Raw genomic sequence first — 16,512 nt, 5'->3', positions numbered from 1 at the left:
CTACCCCTCCCGCGCCCCCGCCACCAACCTCGCGGACCTGCGGGCCCAGGTCGCCGCCAACGCCAAGGGCGTCGAGGAAGTGGACCGGATGATCCGCCACTTCGGCCTCGACGTGGTGCAGGCCTACATGCGGCACGTCCAGGACAATGCCGAGGACGCGGTCCGCCAGGCGCTGGACACCCTCGCCGACGGGGAGTACCGCTACGAGACCGACTCCGGCGCCGTCATCGCCGTCCGCGTCACCGTGGACCGCGAACAGCGCTCCGCGACCGTCGACTTCACCGGCACCTCGCCCCAACTCGACTCCAACTTCAACGCCCCGACCTCGGTCGTCACGGCCGCCGTACTGTACGTCTTCCGCACGCTGATCGACCGGGACATCCCCCTGAACGACGGCTGCCTGCGGCCGCTGCGCATCGTCGCCCCGCCCGGCTCCATGCTCGCCCCCGAACCGCCCGCCGCCATCGTCGCGGGCAACGTCGAGACCTCCCAGGCCGTCACCGGGGCCCTGTACGCGGCGCTCGGCGCCCAGGCGGAGGGCAGCGGCACGATGAACAACGTCACCTTCGGCAACGAGCGCCACCAGTACTACGAAACGGTCGCCTCCGGCGCAGGCGCCGGGCCCGGATTCCACGGAGCCTCGGCGGTGCAGACGCACATGACGAACTCCCGGCTGACCGACCCGGAGGTGCTGGAGCTGCGCCTGCCGGTCCTCGTCGAGGAGTTCTCGGTACGCGCCGCCAGCGGCGGTGCGGGCCGCTGGCACGGCGGCGACGGCGTGGTGCGCCGGATCCGCTTCCGCGAGCCGATGACGGTCAGTGTGCTCTCCGGGCACCGGCGCGTACCGCCGTACGGGATGGCGGGAGGGGAGCCGGGCGCCCTCGGCGCCCACCACGTCGAGCGGGCGGACGGAACCGCCGTGCCCATGGCGGGCTGCGACTCCGTGGAGGTGCGCGCCGGGGACGTGTTCGTCCTGCACACCCCTGGCGGCGGTGGCTACGGCAGCGCGGACACCGGCCCCGCAGGGACGTGACGGCCGGACGCGGCCGCGCCGGACAGGGGCCACCCCGGCCGGGCGGGCTCGGCCCGGCGGCGGCATCGCCCGGTGCAGCCCGGTCCGGGGGCAGCTCAACGGCGTGGCCGCAGGACCAGCCCGTGGTCGCCGTCGACGAGGACGCTCTGGCCGTCGCTCAGTCGCGTGGTCGCGTCCAGGGTCGCCATGACCGCCGGGATGCCGTACTCGCGGGCGACGATCGCGGCATGGGACGCCACGCCTCCGGCGTCGGTGACGACGGCCGCTGCCCGGCGGAAGAGAGGCGTCCAGGCGGGACTGGTATAAGCGGCGACCAGAACCTCGCCGTTGCGGAGGGCGGCGAACCCGTCCGGACCGTGGACCACACGGACCGGACCCTCCGCCGTGCCGGCACTGCCCGGGGCTCCGCGCAGCAGAACCTCGGCATGTGCCAGGTCGATCGGCTGTGCGGGGGCCGGCGGGACGAGCGGTGTCCGGGCGAGGCCGGCGCGTCCTGCCTTGCGGTCGGACGCCCGCTCGCGCAGCCCGGCGGCGAGCCCGGGTGCAGGCGGCCAGGTGCCGATGCCGTCGAGTTCTTCCAGGCGCAGGTGGTAGACGTCCTCGGCCGTGTCGAGCACCCCCTCGGCGACGAGCCGGTGCCCCATCTCCAGAAGCGCTTGCCGCATCGCAGGCAGCGGCAGCATGGCCAGGAACCGCGTGTCGTCGCGGATCTGCTGGAACCAGCGTGCCTGCCGGAGCAGCACACGAACCGCCGACCGGAGCGGTTCCGGTCCCAGGCGAAGTACGGGGTGCTGGAAGAGGGCCGTTTCCGCCTGTCCGCCGGGCCCGGGTCCGGGCGGCGGCGGGTCCTGGGAGGCGAGGCTCTTGAGCATGCCGAGGACGATGTCCGGCCTGTCGCGCCACGTCCCCTGCGTGAGCAGCAGCGGTGTCACGGTGTCCCGGTGCCCGTACACGTCGAGGAACGTGTCGAAGCCGGACACGAAGCCGGGAGCCGTCTCCCGCATGCTCGTGTGCAGTGCCTCGCACAGCTCGTCGGCGGTGCGCCGGGCGAAAGCCTCCGACAGCCCCGCGTCGGCCCGGATCGCGGTCGCCAGGTCCTCCAGTGCGCGGTTCGCGTCGGCGGTCAGGGTCTCCACACCGGCGAGGAGTGCACCGGTGAGCCGACGCCGCCGCAGCAGGGACAGCGAGACGTACAGCACCGCCAGCGCCAGCAGGGTTCGCGGGAAATAGCGCAGCCGGAGCTCCAGCAGCGGGGCGGCGATCCGGGGTCCCTCCTTCAGCAAGGCCGTGAGTTCCGGCCAGGAACAGCCTCCGATGTCCAGCGTGCGGAGCTCGTCAGCTCGTGCGCGCATGGTCCCGATGAGCGGATCGGACCTCCACAGGGCGGGGTCCCGGCGGCGGGCCGCACGTGCGAGTCGTACGGGCGCCGTCAGCAGACGCGGGGTGGGGCGGGGGACCGGTATCTCCACGCGGACGACCACACCGTTGTCCTCGATGAACATCCGGGAGGCCGGAGGACAGGCGACGCCGGTCGCTTCGACGGCTTTGTCCAGCAGTGCGATCAGCGGGCCCAGCCATGCCGTCATGTCGATCGGGTAGGGCCGGACCGGCAGGACTTCGCGGAGCATCGCACGTGCCGTCTGCCGGAAGCGGCCCGGCAGCCCGGCGACGCCCGTCCGCTCGGGCAGAGCGGTGATCGGGCGGGTCTGGAGGACGTACGGCTTCCCGTCGGCCCAGGCCCACTCGATGTCCTGAGGCCGGCCGAAGTGGCGCTCGACGTCCCGGGCGAGGCGGATCAGTTGCCGTACCGCCGGGGCGGGCAGTGCCGGGCCGGCGGTACGGGGCCCGGCGGCCCGCTCGGTACCGCCGCCGGGGCGGGACCGCACGTAGGCTCCGTGATGTCCCGCGGTGCGTCGGACCACCTTCGGACGCCGTGTGTCGACCACGATGTGTTCGGGGGAGACCAGCCCGGAGACCACCGACTCGCCGAGCCCCGGGCTCGCGTCGATGACCAGTGCGTGCCGGTTGCCCGTGACGGGATCGCTGGTGAACGCCACTCCCGCGAAGTCGGCGTCCACCATGCGCTGCACGACGACCGCCATCCTCACCCGGCCGTGGTCGATGCCGTGCCCGGCGCGGTAGTCGACCGCCCGGTCGGTCCACACGGAGGCCCAGCAGCGGACGACCGCGTCGAGGACGTCCTGCTCCCCGATGACGTTGAGGAACGTGTCCTGCTGGCCGGCGAACGCCGCCTCCGGCAGATCCTCCGCGGTGGCGCTCGAACGCACCGCCACCGCACCGCCGAGATTCCGGTACGCGACGCACACCGCGTCGGCCACATCGTGGGGGAGCCCGGCCCTCACGACCGCCCCGCGGATCGCCGCCGGACCGGCCGTGCCGAGCGGGCCCAGGTCGGGCGGCCGGTACGCCGCCGTGGTCACCACGAACCCCGCAGGCACCGGAAAACCGGCGCGGACCAGTTCCGCGAGGTTCGCGCCCTTCCCGCCCGCGACGTCCGGATCCGTCCGCCCCCGGCGCCCGAGCACGAGGACCAGGTCCGGTGCGCCCGCCTCCTTCGCTGCACCGTCCATGCGCGTGCTCCTTCCCTTTCCGGCGCAGGCCCGTCCGTCCAACGGCCCGTGCCGGGCCGGCTCCGCTCAGGGCAGGACCTGCCACAGCGCCTCCGTGGACCGGTCGTGACCGTGGGCCTCGACGGCTCACCGGAAAGCCCTGCAAGGACCCTGGCACGGGCTGCGCACGGAGCGGCGTGTCACCACTGCATCGTGTGGCGTGGAGGACCCGTGTGCGTGGAGGCCGTGTCGTCGGAGCGGGCGGTGACGTGTGATGCCACGGCGACCACACCGTCGAGTTGTTCGATGAGGCTGCGGAGAGCGGGCAGCTGGCTCCGGCGCTCGACGCGGCCGTCCAGGGTGACGATTCCGTCCACCACGTGCACGTCGACGTCACCGGCCCTCACGCCGAGGACGTCTGTGAGGATCTCGTCGGTGACCCGTCGCCGTATCTCGGAGTCGGGACGCAGGAACGTGCGGAGCAGGTCCCGGCGGGTGACGATGCCGACGAGCCGGTCCTCCACGTCCACGACGGGCAGCCGCTCGATGCCGCGGCGCGTCATCAGCCGGGCGGCGTCAGCCGCTGTCTCCTCGGCGTGGACGGTGACCGCGGGCGCGGACATGACGTCGCCCGCCACAGGGGCACGCGCCGGCGTACCGTCCTGCGGATCCGGCCGGAGGGCCGAGGCGGCCGTGCCTGCCAGCAGGTCGGTCTGCGAGACGACGCCCACCACCCGGTCCTCGCCGTCCAGAACGGGGACTCCGGAGATGTCGTGCTGGGCCAGGAGCTTCGCGACGTCCTTGAAAGGGGTGTCCGGGGCCACGGAGACGACCGCGTCGGTCATCAGGTCCGCCACCTTGATGTGCTTCATGAGGCCCTCCTGCTGTGCCGGGTCGTGCGCGGCCGACGTCCTGCGGTCACGCCACTCACCCTGCACCGGCGCCCGCCGGCGATCGAGGGCCGAACGGTCCCGTCCCGGGACCGGAAGGACCACCTGCTCCGGGGACACCGGGCCGCGCTCGGGGCATGGGACCTTTGGCCCCGGCGGCGGTCCCGGGCGGCCCTCCTCCCGTGCGGACCCGGGTGTCAGCGTGGGTGGTGTCCCCATCGGATCCTCGGTTGGGAGTAGCCGTGGAGAGCACCATCCGTACCCCGGACACCAGCTCGGTCATCGTCGGCGTGGACGGCTCGCAGCCGGCGCGCGACGCTGCCCTGTGGGCTGCCGGGGAGGCCGTACGACGCGGCCGGCCCCTGCACATCGTCCACGGCGCCGACACCGACGGCCGGGCCCTCTACCTGTCGTCGGAGAGCGTCGAGAAGATCCGCGCCGCCGGCCGGGAACTCCTCGACGACACGGCGAAGGCCGTGACCGCCGAATACCCCGGTCTGTGCGTGACCACGGAGTTCAGCCGCACGGACGCCGTCACCACCCTGCACCGGACCGGCGGCCTGCACGGCACGATCGTCGTGGGCAGCCGCGGCCTGGGCGGTTTCCACTCCCTCATGCTCGGCTCCGTCGGCCTCAAGACGGCGGCCGGTGCCAGGACCCCGGTGATCGTCGTCCGCGGGGTCGAGGAGGCGGAGGAGCGCGGCACTGTCCTCGCGGCCGTCCGCGACGAGGACGACCTTCTCTGCGCCCTGTACGCGGCACAAGAGGCCGGACTGCGCAAGGCGTCCCTGCAGCTGCTCCACGTGTGGAACATGATCCAGTCCACCGGTGACGTCGTCAGCATGCTCGACGACGTCGACGGGATCGCGGGGCAGCACGTCGAGGCCCTGAACGCCGTCACGGAGGCCGTCCGCGACGAGTTCCCCGACCTGCCCGTACGGGCCGACGCGGAGAAGAGCACCTCCGTGTCCGGGGTCCTGGTCGAGGCGTCCCTGCATGCCGACCTGCTGGTCATGGGCGGCCGCCGGGCACCGGCTACGCTCGGACTCGGCCGCAACCTGGGCAGGGCCACGCACAGCGTCCTGCACCACGCACACTGCCCCGTGCTCCTCATCCCGCGCGCGGGAAGCGGCTCCGGCGGCCGGACATGACCGGGCCCTCGGGAAAGCGCCCGTGACGTCGTCCTCGGGATCGACCCGCTGAGGGAGGGGCACCTGCCCGTGGCCGGGGCGGCCGACGAGGCGTCCCGGCGCCGGCTCTCTCGCGGTGCCCCTGACCGCCCAGGCCCCCTGCCCGGTCGTCGTCGCGGGCGAAGCCGAGCACCTCACCCGGCAGCCGCCCGACACCCCGCCGGGCGCGCACGTACGGGGGGCGCGGGCCCGCTTACAACTGCCCCTGGTCCTTCAGGACTCGGCGGGCCTGGGCGAAGAGCATGCCCACGTTCACCGACTTGCGGCACACGACGACGGCCACGACCTCGTCGGCGCTGTCCACCCTGAGGAAGAGATGCGCGAGGTTGTCGCTGTTGACGAGGATCTCCTGGAAGTAGTGCCGATCGCTGACGACCCCGCGGCGCTCCTTGAAGATCCCTTCGATCATCAGCACGTTGCGGCCCTGGAACAGGTCGAGGGTGGCTGCCGCCAACATGTCGAGGACCTCCGGCGGATGCGAGTCGACCGTCTCCACCGACAGCAGCATGCCCGTGGACATGTCGATGACTCCCGCGGCCACACAGTCCGGCACCTCGGTGCGCAAGGCCTTGACGAGGCTTTCGATCCGCCCCGCCATGGTCTGCGGTCCCCGCGTTTCCGACCCGCTCATCGTGCTCCTTCTTCGGTTCCGTCGGTCTGTCCCGCTGATGCGTTGCCCGGAGCGGCTGCGTCGGCGGAGGTTTCGGTGAGCAAGGTGGTGATGCGTTGCGCGGAGGCCTGTGTCTCGGTGTGCAGGCGGGCGATGTCCATGCCCGCGTCACCGAGCACCCCGATCAAAGCCATCTCACCGAGGGTGTGGGTGACGAGGTAGCCATCGGTGAACCGGGACACGGTGTGGTGGAGCAGGCCCCTGCTCGTCATGGAGCCGGCCCGGCGGGCGATGTTGAGGGTCGCCGCGGTGAGGGCGGCCAGACTCTCGGGTTCCGCGGTGTCGTCGGTCTCCGCCGTGATCAGCAGGCCGTCGACGGAGGCCACCACGACGTCGGTGACCCCGACGACCCGGTTCCTCAGTGTCCTCGCCTCTGCTGCCAGCTGGGCTTTCCTGGTTGTCACTGCTCTCCTGTCGTGTTCGTTCTTCTGTGTGTGGCGCCGACGGCGCACTCAGCAGGTTCGCCACCGGACCGGTAGGTCCCGGTCGGCGTCCGTCGGGGGACGTCAGAGACCGGCCGCCGGCCTGAGCGGCAGGATGTCGGTGATGCCGCTCGCCCCGGGCAGACGGCGCGGCAGGTTGCCCGCGGCGGTGGCAGGCCTGACGGGGGAGTCCTTGAACCGGGCGGGCACCACCGCCTCGATCAGCCCCTCGCCCAGCAGCCGGGAGACTTCCACCGCGACGGCGTACAGGCTCCGGCCGAGGAGGAACGCGATGTCCCGGGCGCTGCGCCGGCCGTTGACCCGGAGCAGGATCTCCCGACGCTCACCGGCGACCGTGGTGTCCAGCGACGCGGTGCCTGCGTCGGTCCTGCCCAGCCGGGTGCGGAAGGGGGAGAAGGGGCGCCGACGGGAGGCGAGGGCCCGGATCCGCCGCTCCGCCTCCCGTACCAGCCAGTCCGGTTCGATGGCCTGGAGGGCGGCCAGCCGGCAGTCCTGCGTGTCGTGTTCCAGGCTGAAGCCGTCGATCCGGCCCATTCCGACGGCCAGGGCGCCGTCCAGCGCGGCCGCGGTGCATATCAGCTGCAATTCCGCGGCGCCGACGAGTTCCCGGGCGACGAGTTCGGCTCCGATGAGACGTTCCGTGGGGCAGGAACGTGTCGCTGAGGCCCAGTCCGCCTCACTGACACGACCGGATCGCAGCAGGAGGGTCTCCGCCCCGGGGGCACCCGGCGAGACCACCTCGACGATCGCGCCGCCCCTGAGATGGAACGATCCACCGGGATCCCCGGCCACCAGCAGCGTTCCGGAGATCCGGCCCAGTGGCGCCTCGCTCAAGGTCCTGGCGAGTTCCAGTCCCCTCACCCGTGACGGTTCCCTGGGGGTCGGTACATCGATTTCTGGCATGCCCCTGCAATCGGCCGCGCTTTCCGTGGATGCCCCGCGACTGGCATCCGCATGCGTCAGTCCGGGAAGTGATGGTCAGCCTAAAGGGTTATTTTCCGCCGGGCAGCTGACCGCCCGTTTGTTTGTGGCAAGTGAACTGTCGTGAGTTATTGCAGTCGTTTTGGTTTCGTATTTGCCTGCTTCGATCGGAGGGCCTCGGGAGACGAACGCCGTGCCCGGCCTCGAAGGGGCCGATGAGGCGCCTTGCGGATGTGATGGCGTCGACGAACCGGAACCACCCGTCCTCGCGCAGCCGGCGGGCCGGACGAACAACCCGGCACGAAGCCCGGGCAGGAGACGGGGCGCGGCCTTGGATCGCCGGCCGCGCGTGGAGCAGTGGTGCCCACGGCGGCCGGGGGAGGGGCGCTCTGCAGGCCCGGCCGGGGTGCACAGGAAGCCGAACAGGCCATCCTCCAGCCGCGGCAGCCGCAGCGGACCCGCAGTGGCGCCGGTCCGCCGAGCGGCCGTCTCGGGGCCCGCCGCGATCACGGCGTGCCCCTGTCCGGCGGCCTCGCCCCCTGGCTTCCCCCGCGCCGGTGAGCGGCGTCTGAAGCCGACCGATGGGCGGCGGACGGGCACGGTCCGGATCGTCGCCGTCTGCCTGGTCCTGCTCGGAGTGACCGGCGTGCGGGTGGGCCGAGTGGTGTCCTGCGCGGACCGTACGGTCACCGGCGCGCCGGGCCGCCACCTGGGGCATGCTGAAAGGGACGGCCCGAGCAGGGAGGCGATTGCCCGTGGGCGCCGTTGACGTGGTGGTGGTCGTGGCCGCTGTGGCTCTGATCGGTGGCCTCGGCTGGTATTTCTTCGGCCCTCGCCGGGCCGGGTCCACCCGGCTGGAGGGCGGGGTGCAGCGGGTGGACGTGGTCGTCCGCGGCGGATACAGCCCGAACCTGATCAAGGTCCACCAGGGGACGCCGCTGGAGCTGGTCTTCGATCGGCAGGAGTCCGGGGAGTGTACGTCCCGGGTGGTCTTCCCGGATCTGCACGTGAGCGCCGGGCTGCCCGCCCATACCCGCACCACGGTGCGCCTGAGCCCGGACCGGCCGGGTTCGTTCGGCTTCGCCTGCGGCATGAACATGATCCACGGCACCCTGCTCGTCGAAGCGGACGGACGGCCGGAAACAGCGTCGCCCCCACCATCCGGCGACGGCGCCACCACCATGCCCGAGGGCGCTCCGGCAGCCGTCGTGGACAGGTCGGCGGCCGAAGCGGAGGCCGCCGACGCCGCCGAGCGGCAGGCGGAGATCGGGGACCTGACCCGCCGGGTCGCAGTCGGCGCGGTCCTGACCGCTCCGGTGCTGATCGCGGTGATGGCGCACGAGCTGTTCGGGGCCGACTGGGTACCCGAGTGGCTGCTGAACCACTGGCTCCAGCTGGCGCTGATCACCCCGGTGATGCTGTACACCGGCTGGCCGATCCACGTGACCGGCTGGCTCGCGCTGCGCCACCGCAGCGCGGACATGAACTCCCTCATCACCCTCGGCACGAGCGCCGCCTACGGCTACAGCCTGCTCGTCACCCTCGCCCCCGGCCTACTGCCGCAGGACGTGCGCGAGGTGTATTACGAAGCCGTCGGGGTGATCCTGACGCTGATCCTCCTCGGACGGCTCCTGGAGGCCCGCGCCAAAGCCGGCACGGGCGAGGCCATCCGCGCCCTGCTGGGTCTTCAAGCCCGTACGGCCCGCGTCGTACGGGACGGCACCGAGACCGAGATCCCCGTGGAGGACGTCGCGGTCGGCGACGTGATCGTGATCCGGCCCGGGGAGAAGATCCCCGTCGACGCCGAGGTCGTCACCGGCTCCTCCGCCGTCGACGAGTCGATGGTCACGGGTGAGCCGATGCCGGTCACCAAGCGCGCCGGAGACACCGTTGTCGGCGCCACCGTCAACACCACCGGCTCCCTGCAGGTACGGGCCGCCAAGGTCGGCGCCGACACGATGCTGGCCCAGATCATCCGTCTCGTACAGGCCGCGCAGGCCTCGAAGGCGCCGATCCAGCGCCTCGCAGACGCGGTCTCCGCCTACTTCGTCCCCGCAGTCATCGCCATCGCGGTCGCCACCTTCGCCGTCTGGTTCACCGTGGGCCCCGAGCCTGCACTCACCCTGGCCCTGGTCTCGGCCGTCGCCGTCCTGATCATCGCCTGTCCGTGCGCCCTCGGCCTGGCCACCCCGCTGTCGGTCATGGTCGGCACGGGAAAGGGCGCCCAGGCCGGCATACTCATCCGGTCCGCAGAAGCCCTGGAGACCGCCCACAAGATCGACACGGTCGTCCTCGACAAGACCGGCACCGTCACTGCCGGAAAGCCCGTCCTCACCGACATCCACACCGCCGCCGGCACCGACGGGACCGAACTGCTGCGCCTGGTGTCCGCAGCCGAGGAAACGAGCGAGCACCCGCTCGGCCAGGCCATCGTCTCCGGCGCCCGCGAACGCGGCGTGACCTGGCCGACGGCGGCCCGGTTCGAGTCCCTCACCGGCCGAGGCGTCGAAGCAGTCGTCGACGACCACGCCGTCCTCGTCGGCACCGCCCGCCTCCTCACGGCCGCCGGCATCGACACGGCATCGCTCAGCGCGGAGGCCGATCGCCTTTCGGCAGACGGCAAGACGCCCGTGCTCGCCGGGATCGACGGCAGGCCGGCCGGCGTTCTCGCCGTGGCCGACACGGTCAAGGCCGACTCCGCCGACGCCATTGCCGCTCTCCGACGCCTCGGCATCGAGGTCGTCATGCTCACCGGCGACGGCGCCCGAACCGCCGCCGCGATCGCCGCCCAGGTCGGCGTCACCCGCGTCCTCGCCGAGGTCCTTCCTGAGCACAAGGCGGACGAAGTCCGCCGACTGCAGCGTGAGGGCCGTACGGTGGCCATGGTCGGTGACGGCATCAACGACGCCCCGGCCCTGGCCGCTGCCGACGTCGGCCTCGCGATCGGCACCGGCACCGACGTCGCCATCGAAGCCGCCGACATCACCCTCATCTCCGGATCCCTCACCGGAGTCGTCACCGCCGTCCGCCTGTCCCGCGCCACCATGCGCAACATCAAGCAGAACCTGTTCTTCGCCCTCGTCTACAACGCCATCGGCGTCCCCCTCGCCGCCGGTGTCCTCTACCCCCTGTGGGGCATCCGCCTCACCCCGATCATCGCCGCCGCGGCCATGGCACTGAGTTCCCTGTCCGTGGTCACCAACGCCTCCCGCCTGCGCCGCTGGCACCCGGCCCTCCTGCCGCGCGCCGCATCGGTCAGCGTCCAGCCGAAAGTCGAGACCCCGGCCGAGTACGGGACGGACACCGCTACGGACAGTGCCGGTGCCGGGCAACGGGTCGTGGACCCTGTCTGCGGCATGCACATCGACCCGGCAGACGCGGCGGAGCACCGTCAGACCAACGGCGACGCCTACTTCTTCTGCTCTGCCCATTGCGCCGCCGCCTTCGACGCCGATCCCACGCGCCATACGGGCGCGGCCCGGACCACTGACAAGAGCCGGTGAACCCTTTTGCCGGATGCATGTGCGAGCTGTCGGCAGCCGGCCGGGATGCGGTCCTGGTGGACCGCCGCGCCTGGGTGAACCGACCGGCGAGGGGCCTCTCCTGCCGGGCAGCTTCCCGGCAGGAGAGGCCGAAGGGCTCACCCGTCAGGTGCGGTACGCGAAGTAGACCGCGTTCGGGTAGGACGCGATGATGCTCGCGAGCGACTTACGGTACGTGTTGGTGGAGTGGTACGTCAGGTACGGCATTCCGTTGCCGCTCCGGTACGTGACCATCATGGAGTGGTCCTTGGACCCGTCCCTGTTGAAGTCCATCTGCACGATGTCCCCGATGTCCGCCTGGTACACGTTCGCCAGGTTCGCGGCCCGCTGGTTCGAGAGCGTGAACCACGCCCACTCGTTCGCGCCGATCCAGGAGTCGCTCTGGCGGGTGCCGTCGTACCACCAGTTCCGGTAGTCGGTGGAGGAGCCCGGGACGCTCTTCCAGCCACCCGCCTTCAGTGCCTGGCTGATGAAGTTGGTGCAGTCGCCCCCGGCCCCGTTGAACTTGCGGTACGCGGGGTTGTAGCGGCTCCAGTACTTCTCCGCGTACTTCGCCATGGCGGCGTAGTCGTAGGCACCGCCGGTCTTCGCCTTGGGCTTCGGCGTGGCGGGGTACTTCGTGGACGCGGGCGTGCCGTCCGGGTACTGGTTGCCGTCGTCCTTGGTGACGTTCTCCGCCGCCGCGACCGGCTCGTTGACGGCGACCAGGCCGTTGTTCCGGGACTTGATCGAGGTCAGTTCCCAGGCGCCGCCGCGCTTGCTGGTGAGGGTCAGCTCATAATGCGTTCCGATGTCGGTGGTTTCCGGCTCGTCCCCCCGGAGCTTCTTGTAGGTGAGCGTGGTCTGCTCGGTGACCTGGACGACCGCCTTGCCGCCGGCGACCGTGGCCTTGTCCACGACGACGCGCGTGTCGGCGCCCGTGTACGCCTCGCCGAGTTCCGCCAGCCGCGTCTTGCGGGAGCGCAGCGACTGGAGCGTGGCGTCCTCGTTCTTCTTCAGCTGGGCTGACATGCGGGTCTTCGTGGCGCCCGGGCCGGAGGCGGGGCGCCCCGCCCGGTCCTCGACCAGCGCCTGGGTGCGCTGGGAGAGGACGTCGTCGGCGATGCGGGCGAAGGCGTCGGCGGTGGCGCGGTCGGCCTCGCGGGGCCCGGGTTCCGCGGTTGCGGAGTACGCGAGCATGCTCCCGGACACCAGCGCTACGGTCAGGGCCGCGATGGCGGCGGGCCTGAACCTCTTAGGTATCACTCTGTTTCCCCTTGTCACCCGGTTCGCACGAACCGGGGGACGGAATCTTCGCACAACCACGCGACTGTTTCGTCACGTTCCGTTTCTCCGACGGTCGCCCGGCGGGAGTCGCCCCGTGCACCGGGCGGCCCGCCTCCGCTTGATCGTCGGCGGCTGCCCCCGCTCGCACGGCGCGAAGCCCCCCACCAGGGGTCCGACCTCACAGAAAGTACATCTAGGGTGTGTGGGAAAGCAGAGCAGAGGGGGCATGGGGAGTGGGCAGGAAGGACATGGCCGCCAGGGGGCGGTCCCGGCGCGGGCGGAGGGCTCCGGAGGGCAGCGACGCAGCTGCCCCGGGCCGCCGGGGGAAGTCGGGTGCGCGCCGCCGGCCCCGGCAGCGGACCGTCCGGCTCGGTGCCTCGGCGCAGGCCGTCACGCGGGCCCTCGCCCCGGCCGTCGCCGCGGCGCGGCCGCAGCTGCGTCGCCTGCGGCCCGACTTCCCCCGGCCGGGCCGCACCGGCTGGCGCCGGTGGATACCCTCATGGCGCCAGTGGCTGGGCGCCTGCCTGTACGCGGTCCTGGGCATGGTGGGCTTCGTCACCCTCGCGTACGCCGTAACGGACATACCCGAAGACCTCAACTCGTTCGCCACACAACAGGACAACGTCTACTACTGGGCCGACGGCTCCACGATGGCCAGGACGGGCTGGGTCAGCCGCCAGGAGATGCCGCTGGACAAGGTGCCCCCCAAGGTTCAGGGAGCCGTCCTCGCGGCCGAGAACGCGAGCTTCTACTCGGATCCCGGTGTCTCCCCGTCCGGCTTCCTGCGCGCCGTGCGCGCAGCCTTGACGGGAGGCGAGACCCAGGGCGGGTCCACCATCACCCAGCAGTACGTGAAGAACGCCTACCTGAACCAGGACCGCACCCTCTCCCGGAAGTTCACCGAGATCCTGCTCGCCCTGAAGCTGGACAACCAGACGGAGAAGAAGCAGATCCTGCAGGACTACCTCAACACCAGCTGGTTCGGGCGCGGTACCTACGGCATCCAGCGGGCGTCCCAGGCGTACTACGGCAAGGACGTCTCGCAGCTCAATCCCAGCGAGGGCGCTTTCCTGGCCTCCCTGCTCAAGGGCGCCGGACTGTACGACCCCACCCTCAGCAAGGAGAACCACGAGCGGGCCGTCGAACGCTGGAGCTGGATCCTGGACCGCATGGTCGAGACCGGCCAGCTCTCCCGCGCCGAGCGCGCCACCTACACGAAATTCCCCGAGCCCTCCAGCTCGTCCCTGGTCGGCATTCCGGGCGCGCAGACCGGCTATCTGGTCGAGATGGCCAAGGCCTACACGATCAAGGCGAGCCACCTCAAGGAGTCCGACTTCGACCTCGGCGGCTACCAGATCTACACGACCTTCGACCGGGCCCGTATGACCGCCCTGACCGCCGCCGTCCAGGAGACCCAGAAGGATTTCGACGCCGAGCGGCGCCCCGACACCGACAAGTACGCCAAGATCGGCGCGGCGAGCATCGCCCCCGACGGGCGACTGCTCGCCGTGTACGGGGGCCCCGACTACCTGAAGCAGGGCTTCAACGAGTCGAACGCGACGACGATCCCGGTCGGCACGGCGTTCACGCCGATCGTCTATGCGGCCGCCCTCGACGAAGGGGTGGCGCGCACGCGCGGCAAGGCCCGCACCCCCGTGTCCCCCTCCTCCGTCTACGACGGCAACGACCAGGTGACCGTACAGACGCCCGAGGGCCCGTACTGGGACCGCAGCGGCAAGGTGCTCAAGGGGCGCAACGACGGCGGCCGCAACTGGGGCCAGGTGACCTTGCGCCAGGCCGTGGCCAACTCCGTCAACACCCCCATGCTCCAGCTCGGCCTCGACGTCGGCCTCGACCGGGTGGAGGTGTTCGCCCGGCGCTCGGGGCTGCTCGAATCGAGCCTCGGGCCGCGGATCCCCGGATTCGCGCTCGGGGAGAACTCGATGCCCAGCGCGATCCGGATGGCCGGCGCCTACCAGACCTTCGCCGCCGACGGCATGCACACCGACCCCTACTCGGTGCGCTCGGTCACGCGCAACGGCGCCGCCGTGCCGCTCGATGCGCCGAAGCCGGCCCGGGCCGTGACGGCGAAGACCGCCCGCGCGGTGACGGACGCCCTGCGCGACACCCTCACCGAGGGTTCGGCGAAGACGGTCGGCAAGGCGCACGCCGGCGCGGCGGGCAAGACCGGAACGACCGCCGCGAACACGGCGGGCTGGTTCGTGGCCAGTACGGAGCAGGAGTCCACGGCCGTCGTGGTCTACCGGATGTCGCTGACCGACCTGGTTCCGCTGCCGTTGACGGGGTTGGGGGGCGACGCCCCGAACACGCCCGGCAGCGAGCGGGCGGTACGCCTGTGGGCCGACTACATCAAGGCGGTGAAGTAGGCAGCCCGGCGGGCGGCGTGCGCCGCCCGCCTGTGGGCCTACTTCACCAGGTCGGTCCAGTCCGGGGCCTGCGCGGGGTCGAGCGAGCGCAGCCGGGCCAGGACCTTCGGGTCCTGGGCGTCGAGCCAGTCCGCCAGCTCCCGGAACGACACGCAGCGGACGTCCTGGCGCGGGCAGACGTCCCTCATCACGTTTTCGACGGCCTTCATGTAGATGCCGCCGTTCCAGTCCTCGAAGTGGTTGCCGATGAACATGGGCGCCCGGCTGCCGTTGTAGACCCGGTTGAAGCCGTTCATGTACGAGCCCTGGGTCTGTGCCTGCCAGGCGGCGAACTTCGCCGGGTCCCCCTGGGTGCTGTCGCCCGACTGGTTGTAGAGGAAGTTGAAGTCCATGGAGAGGACCTGCACCTCCTTGCCCTGCAAGGGCAGGAGCTGGAGGGGAAAGTTCCAGATGCCGTCCTGCTTGGACGGCCACAGCTGGAAGTCTCCCGAGGAGCTCGCGTCGTAGCGCCAGCCGTACGGCTTGATCGCGGCCAGGAGGTTCTTCTGGCCCTCCAGGCAGGGCGCGCGGCCGCCGACGACTTCCCGGTCCGGGTCGAAGGGGAGGGGCGCCTCCTTGGTGAACCCGGTGTTCGTCTTCCAGTTCTTGATGAACGCATACGTCTGGTCGATCTCGCTCTTCCACTCGGCGGGGCTCCACTCCCCGCCGCCCTTGGGCCCGCAGAAGTGCCCGTTGAAGTGCGAACCGATCTCGTTGCCGTCGGTCCAGGCGCCGCGCAGCTGGGTCAGCGTGCTCTTGATGTGCGGGACGGTCGGGTACGAGATGGCGGCCGCGCCCTGCGCGTGCTGCGGCGGGCGGTAGAGCATCTTCTTGCCGTCCGGCAGCAGGTAGATGCCCGTGAGGAAGAACGTCATGTGGGCCTTGCTCTCCTTGGCCACCTGACGGAAGTGCGAGAAGAGGCGGTCGTCGCCCTCCAGCGCGCCGTCCCAGGAGAAGACCACGAACTGCGGCGGCTTCTCGCCGGGCTTCAGCCGCTCTGGCTTGAGCTGCCCCGGCTGCGGCCCGGTGTAGGAGGTGGAGCCGTCCCCCAGTACCTTGACCTTGCCGTCCCAGGGCTCCTCGCCCTTTGCGGCGGCAGCCCCGTTGGGGGCCGCGAGCTTCGCGTCGCTCTGGGTCGCCCCGGAGGTGCCGCCCAGCGTGAAGGCGTACGCGGCGGCGCCGGCTCCGGCCAGGGCGACCACCGCGATGGCTATGCCCAGGCGCCTGCGGTTCTGCGCCTTCCTGCGTACCTTGCGGGTACTGCGGGATTCCGCCCGGGTACCCCGGCTGGCGGCGTCGGTATCGGCCAACGCAGTCGTCCCCCCTGATCACCGCAGCCGCGCCGCGCATGGATGGTTCGTATGAATATAGAACTTGTCGGCACTCCTCCCGTACCCCGGACCCCTCGGACAGCACCCTTCACAGCCGTCTCACAGCCACGTGTCCTGCATCACAGTCCGGTATGCGCCTCCGCGACCACGGAGCCCCGACCGCCGCCCGTACGCTCTGGCAGGCCGCGCCGGCGCCGACGTGCCGCCCCCGTACCCGCGGACCACACCTG

Annotated in this window: 11 protein-coding genes; 4 read left to right on the top strand and 7 right to left on the bottom strand. The window is 71.5% G+C overall.

The features are described 5' to 3' along the window. Window positions 1-1,033: hydantoinase B/oxoprolinase family protein (locus tag HYE82_RS22830; RefSeq protein ID WP_179176000.1), on the top strand; the 1,033-nt coding region annotated here is incomplete at its 5' end. A 95-nt stretch (window positions 1,034-1,128) separates the two neighbouring features. Here HYE82_RS22830 and HYE82_RS22825 read toward each other — a convergent pair. Continuing rightward, window positions 1,129-3,624, bottom strand: a complete 2,496-nt coding sequence (locus HYE82_RS22825) for a PEP/pyruvate-binding domain-containing protein (protein ID WP_179175999.1) — start codon at window positions 3,622-3,624, stop codon at window positions 1,129-1,131. A gap of 179 nt (window positions 3,625-3,803) precedes the next feature. Next, entirely contained in the window at window positions 3,804-4,475 is a 672-nt protein-coding gene (locus HYE82_RS22820; RefSeq protein ID WP_179175998.1) for a CBS domain-containing protein, read from the bottom strand. Window positions 4,476-4,735: 260 nt separating this feature from the next. Here HYE82_RS22820 and HYE82_RS22815 point away from each other — a divergent pair, with 260 nt between their 5' ends. Next, window positions 4,736-5,644 (top strand): universal stress protein, encoded by a 909-nt coding sequence (locus tag HYE82_RS22815; protein ID WP_179175997.1) that lies wholly within the window; start codon window positions 4,736-4,738, stop codon window positions 5,642-5,644. A 232-nt stretch (window positions 5,645-5,876) separates the two neighbouring features. Here HYE82_RS22815 and HYE82_RS22810 read toward each other — a convergent pair whose 3' ends face one another. The 3 genes from HYE82_RS22810 to HYE82_RS22800 all read right to left on the bottom strand — a co-directional run bounded on the left by HYE82_RS22810 (window position 5,877) and on the right by HYE82_RS22800 (window position 7,657). After that, window positions 5,877-6,281 (bottom strand): hypothetical protein, encoded by a 405-nt coding sequence (locus HYE82_RS22810; protein WP_218782942.1) that lies wholly within the window; start codon window positions 6,279-6,281, stop codon window positions 5,877-5,879. A 29-nt stretch (window positions 6,282-6,310) separates the two neighbouring features. Continuing rightward, window positions 6,311-6,757 (bottom strand): roadblock/LC7 domain-containing protein, encoded by a 447-nt coding sequence (locus tag HYE82_RS22805; protein WP_179175995.1) that lies wholly within the window; start codon window positions 6,755-6,757, stop codon window positions 6,311-6,313. Window positions 6,758-6,859: 102 nt separating this feature from the next. Beyond that, window positions 6,860-7,657 carry a MarR family transcriptional regulator gene (locus tag HYE82_RS22800; protein ID WP_179175994.1) on the bottom strand — a complete coding sequence of 266 codons (798 nt, stop codon included), beginning with the start codon at window positions 7,655-7,657 and terminating at the stop codon, window positions 6,860-6,862. An 815-nt stretch (window positions 7,658-8,472) separates the two neighbouring features. Between HYE82_RS22800 and HYE82_RS22795 the strand changes: the two genes are divergently transcribed. Then, on the top strand, window positions 8,473-11,220 hold the full coding sequence (locus tag HYE82_RS22795; RefSeq protein WP_179175993.1) for a heavy metal translocating P-type ATPase: 2,748 nt from the start codon (window positions 8,473-8,475) through the stop codon (window positions 11,218-11,220). Between the two features lie 144 nt (window positions 11,221-11,364). Here the strand turns inward: HYE82_RS22795 and HYE82_RS22790 are convergent, their stop codons facing one another. Then, the gene (locus tag HYE82_RS22790; RefSeq protein ID WP_179175992.1) at window positions 11,365-12,504 is read right to left on the bottom strand and encodes an amidase domain-containing protein; all 1,140 of its coding nucleotides are present in this window, start codon (window positions 12,502-12,504) and stop codon (window positions 11,365-11,367) included. Window positions 12,505-12,773: 269 nt separating this feature from the next. On the opposite strand from HYE82_RS22790, the gene HYE82_RS22785 reads away from it, so the two are divergent. After that, complete coding sequence (locus HYE82_RS22785) at window positions 12,774-14,912, top strand: transglycosylase domain-containing protein (protein ID WP_179175991.1); 2,139 nt, start codon at window positions 12,774-12,776, stop codon at window positions 14,910-14,912. Between the two features lie 38 nt (window positions 14,913-14,950). Here HYE82_RS22785 and HYE82_RS22780 read toward each other — a convergent pair whose 3' ends face one another. Beyond that, a complete protein-coding gene (locus HYE82_RS22780) occupies window positions 14,951-16,171 on the bottom strand; it encodes a hypothetical protein (RefSeq protein WP_179176001.1) in 1,221 nt (406 codons plus the stop codon). Between the last annotated feature and the right edge of the window lie 341 nt (window positions 16,172-16,512).

It is taken from the genome of Streptomyces sp. BR123 (assembly GCF_013401435.1).
Lineage (GTDB): Bacteria > Actinomycetota > Actinomycetes > Streptomycetales > Streptomycetaceae > Streptomyces.
Note: the sequence above shows the minus strand (reverse complement) of the source record. Positions and strands in the feature narration are given on the sequence as shown.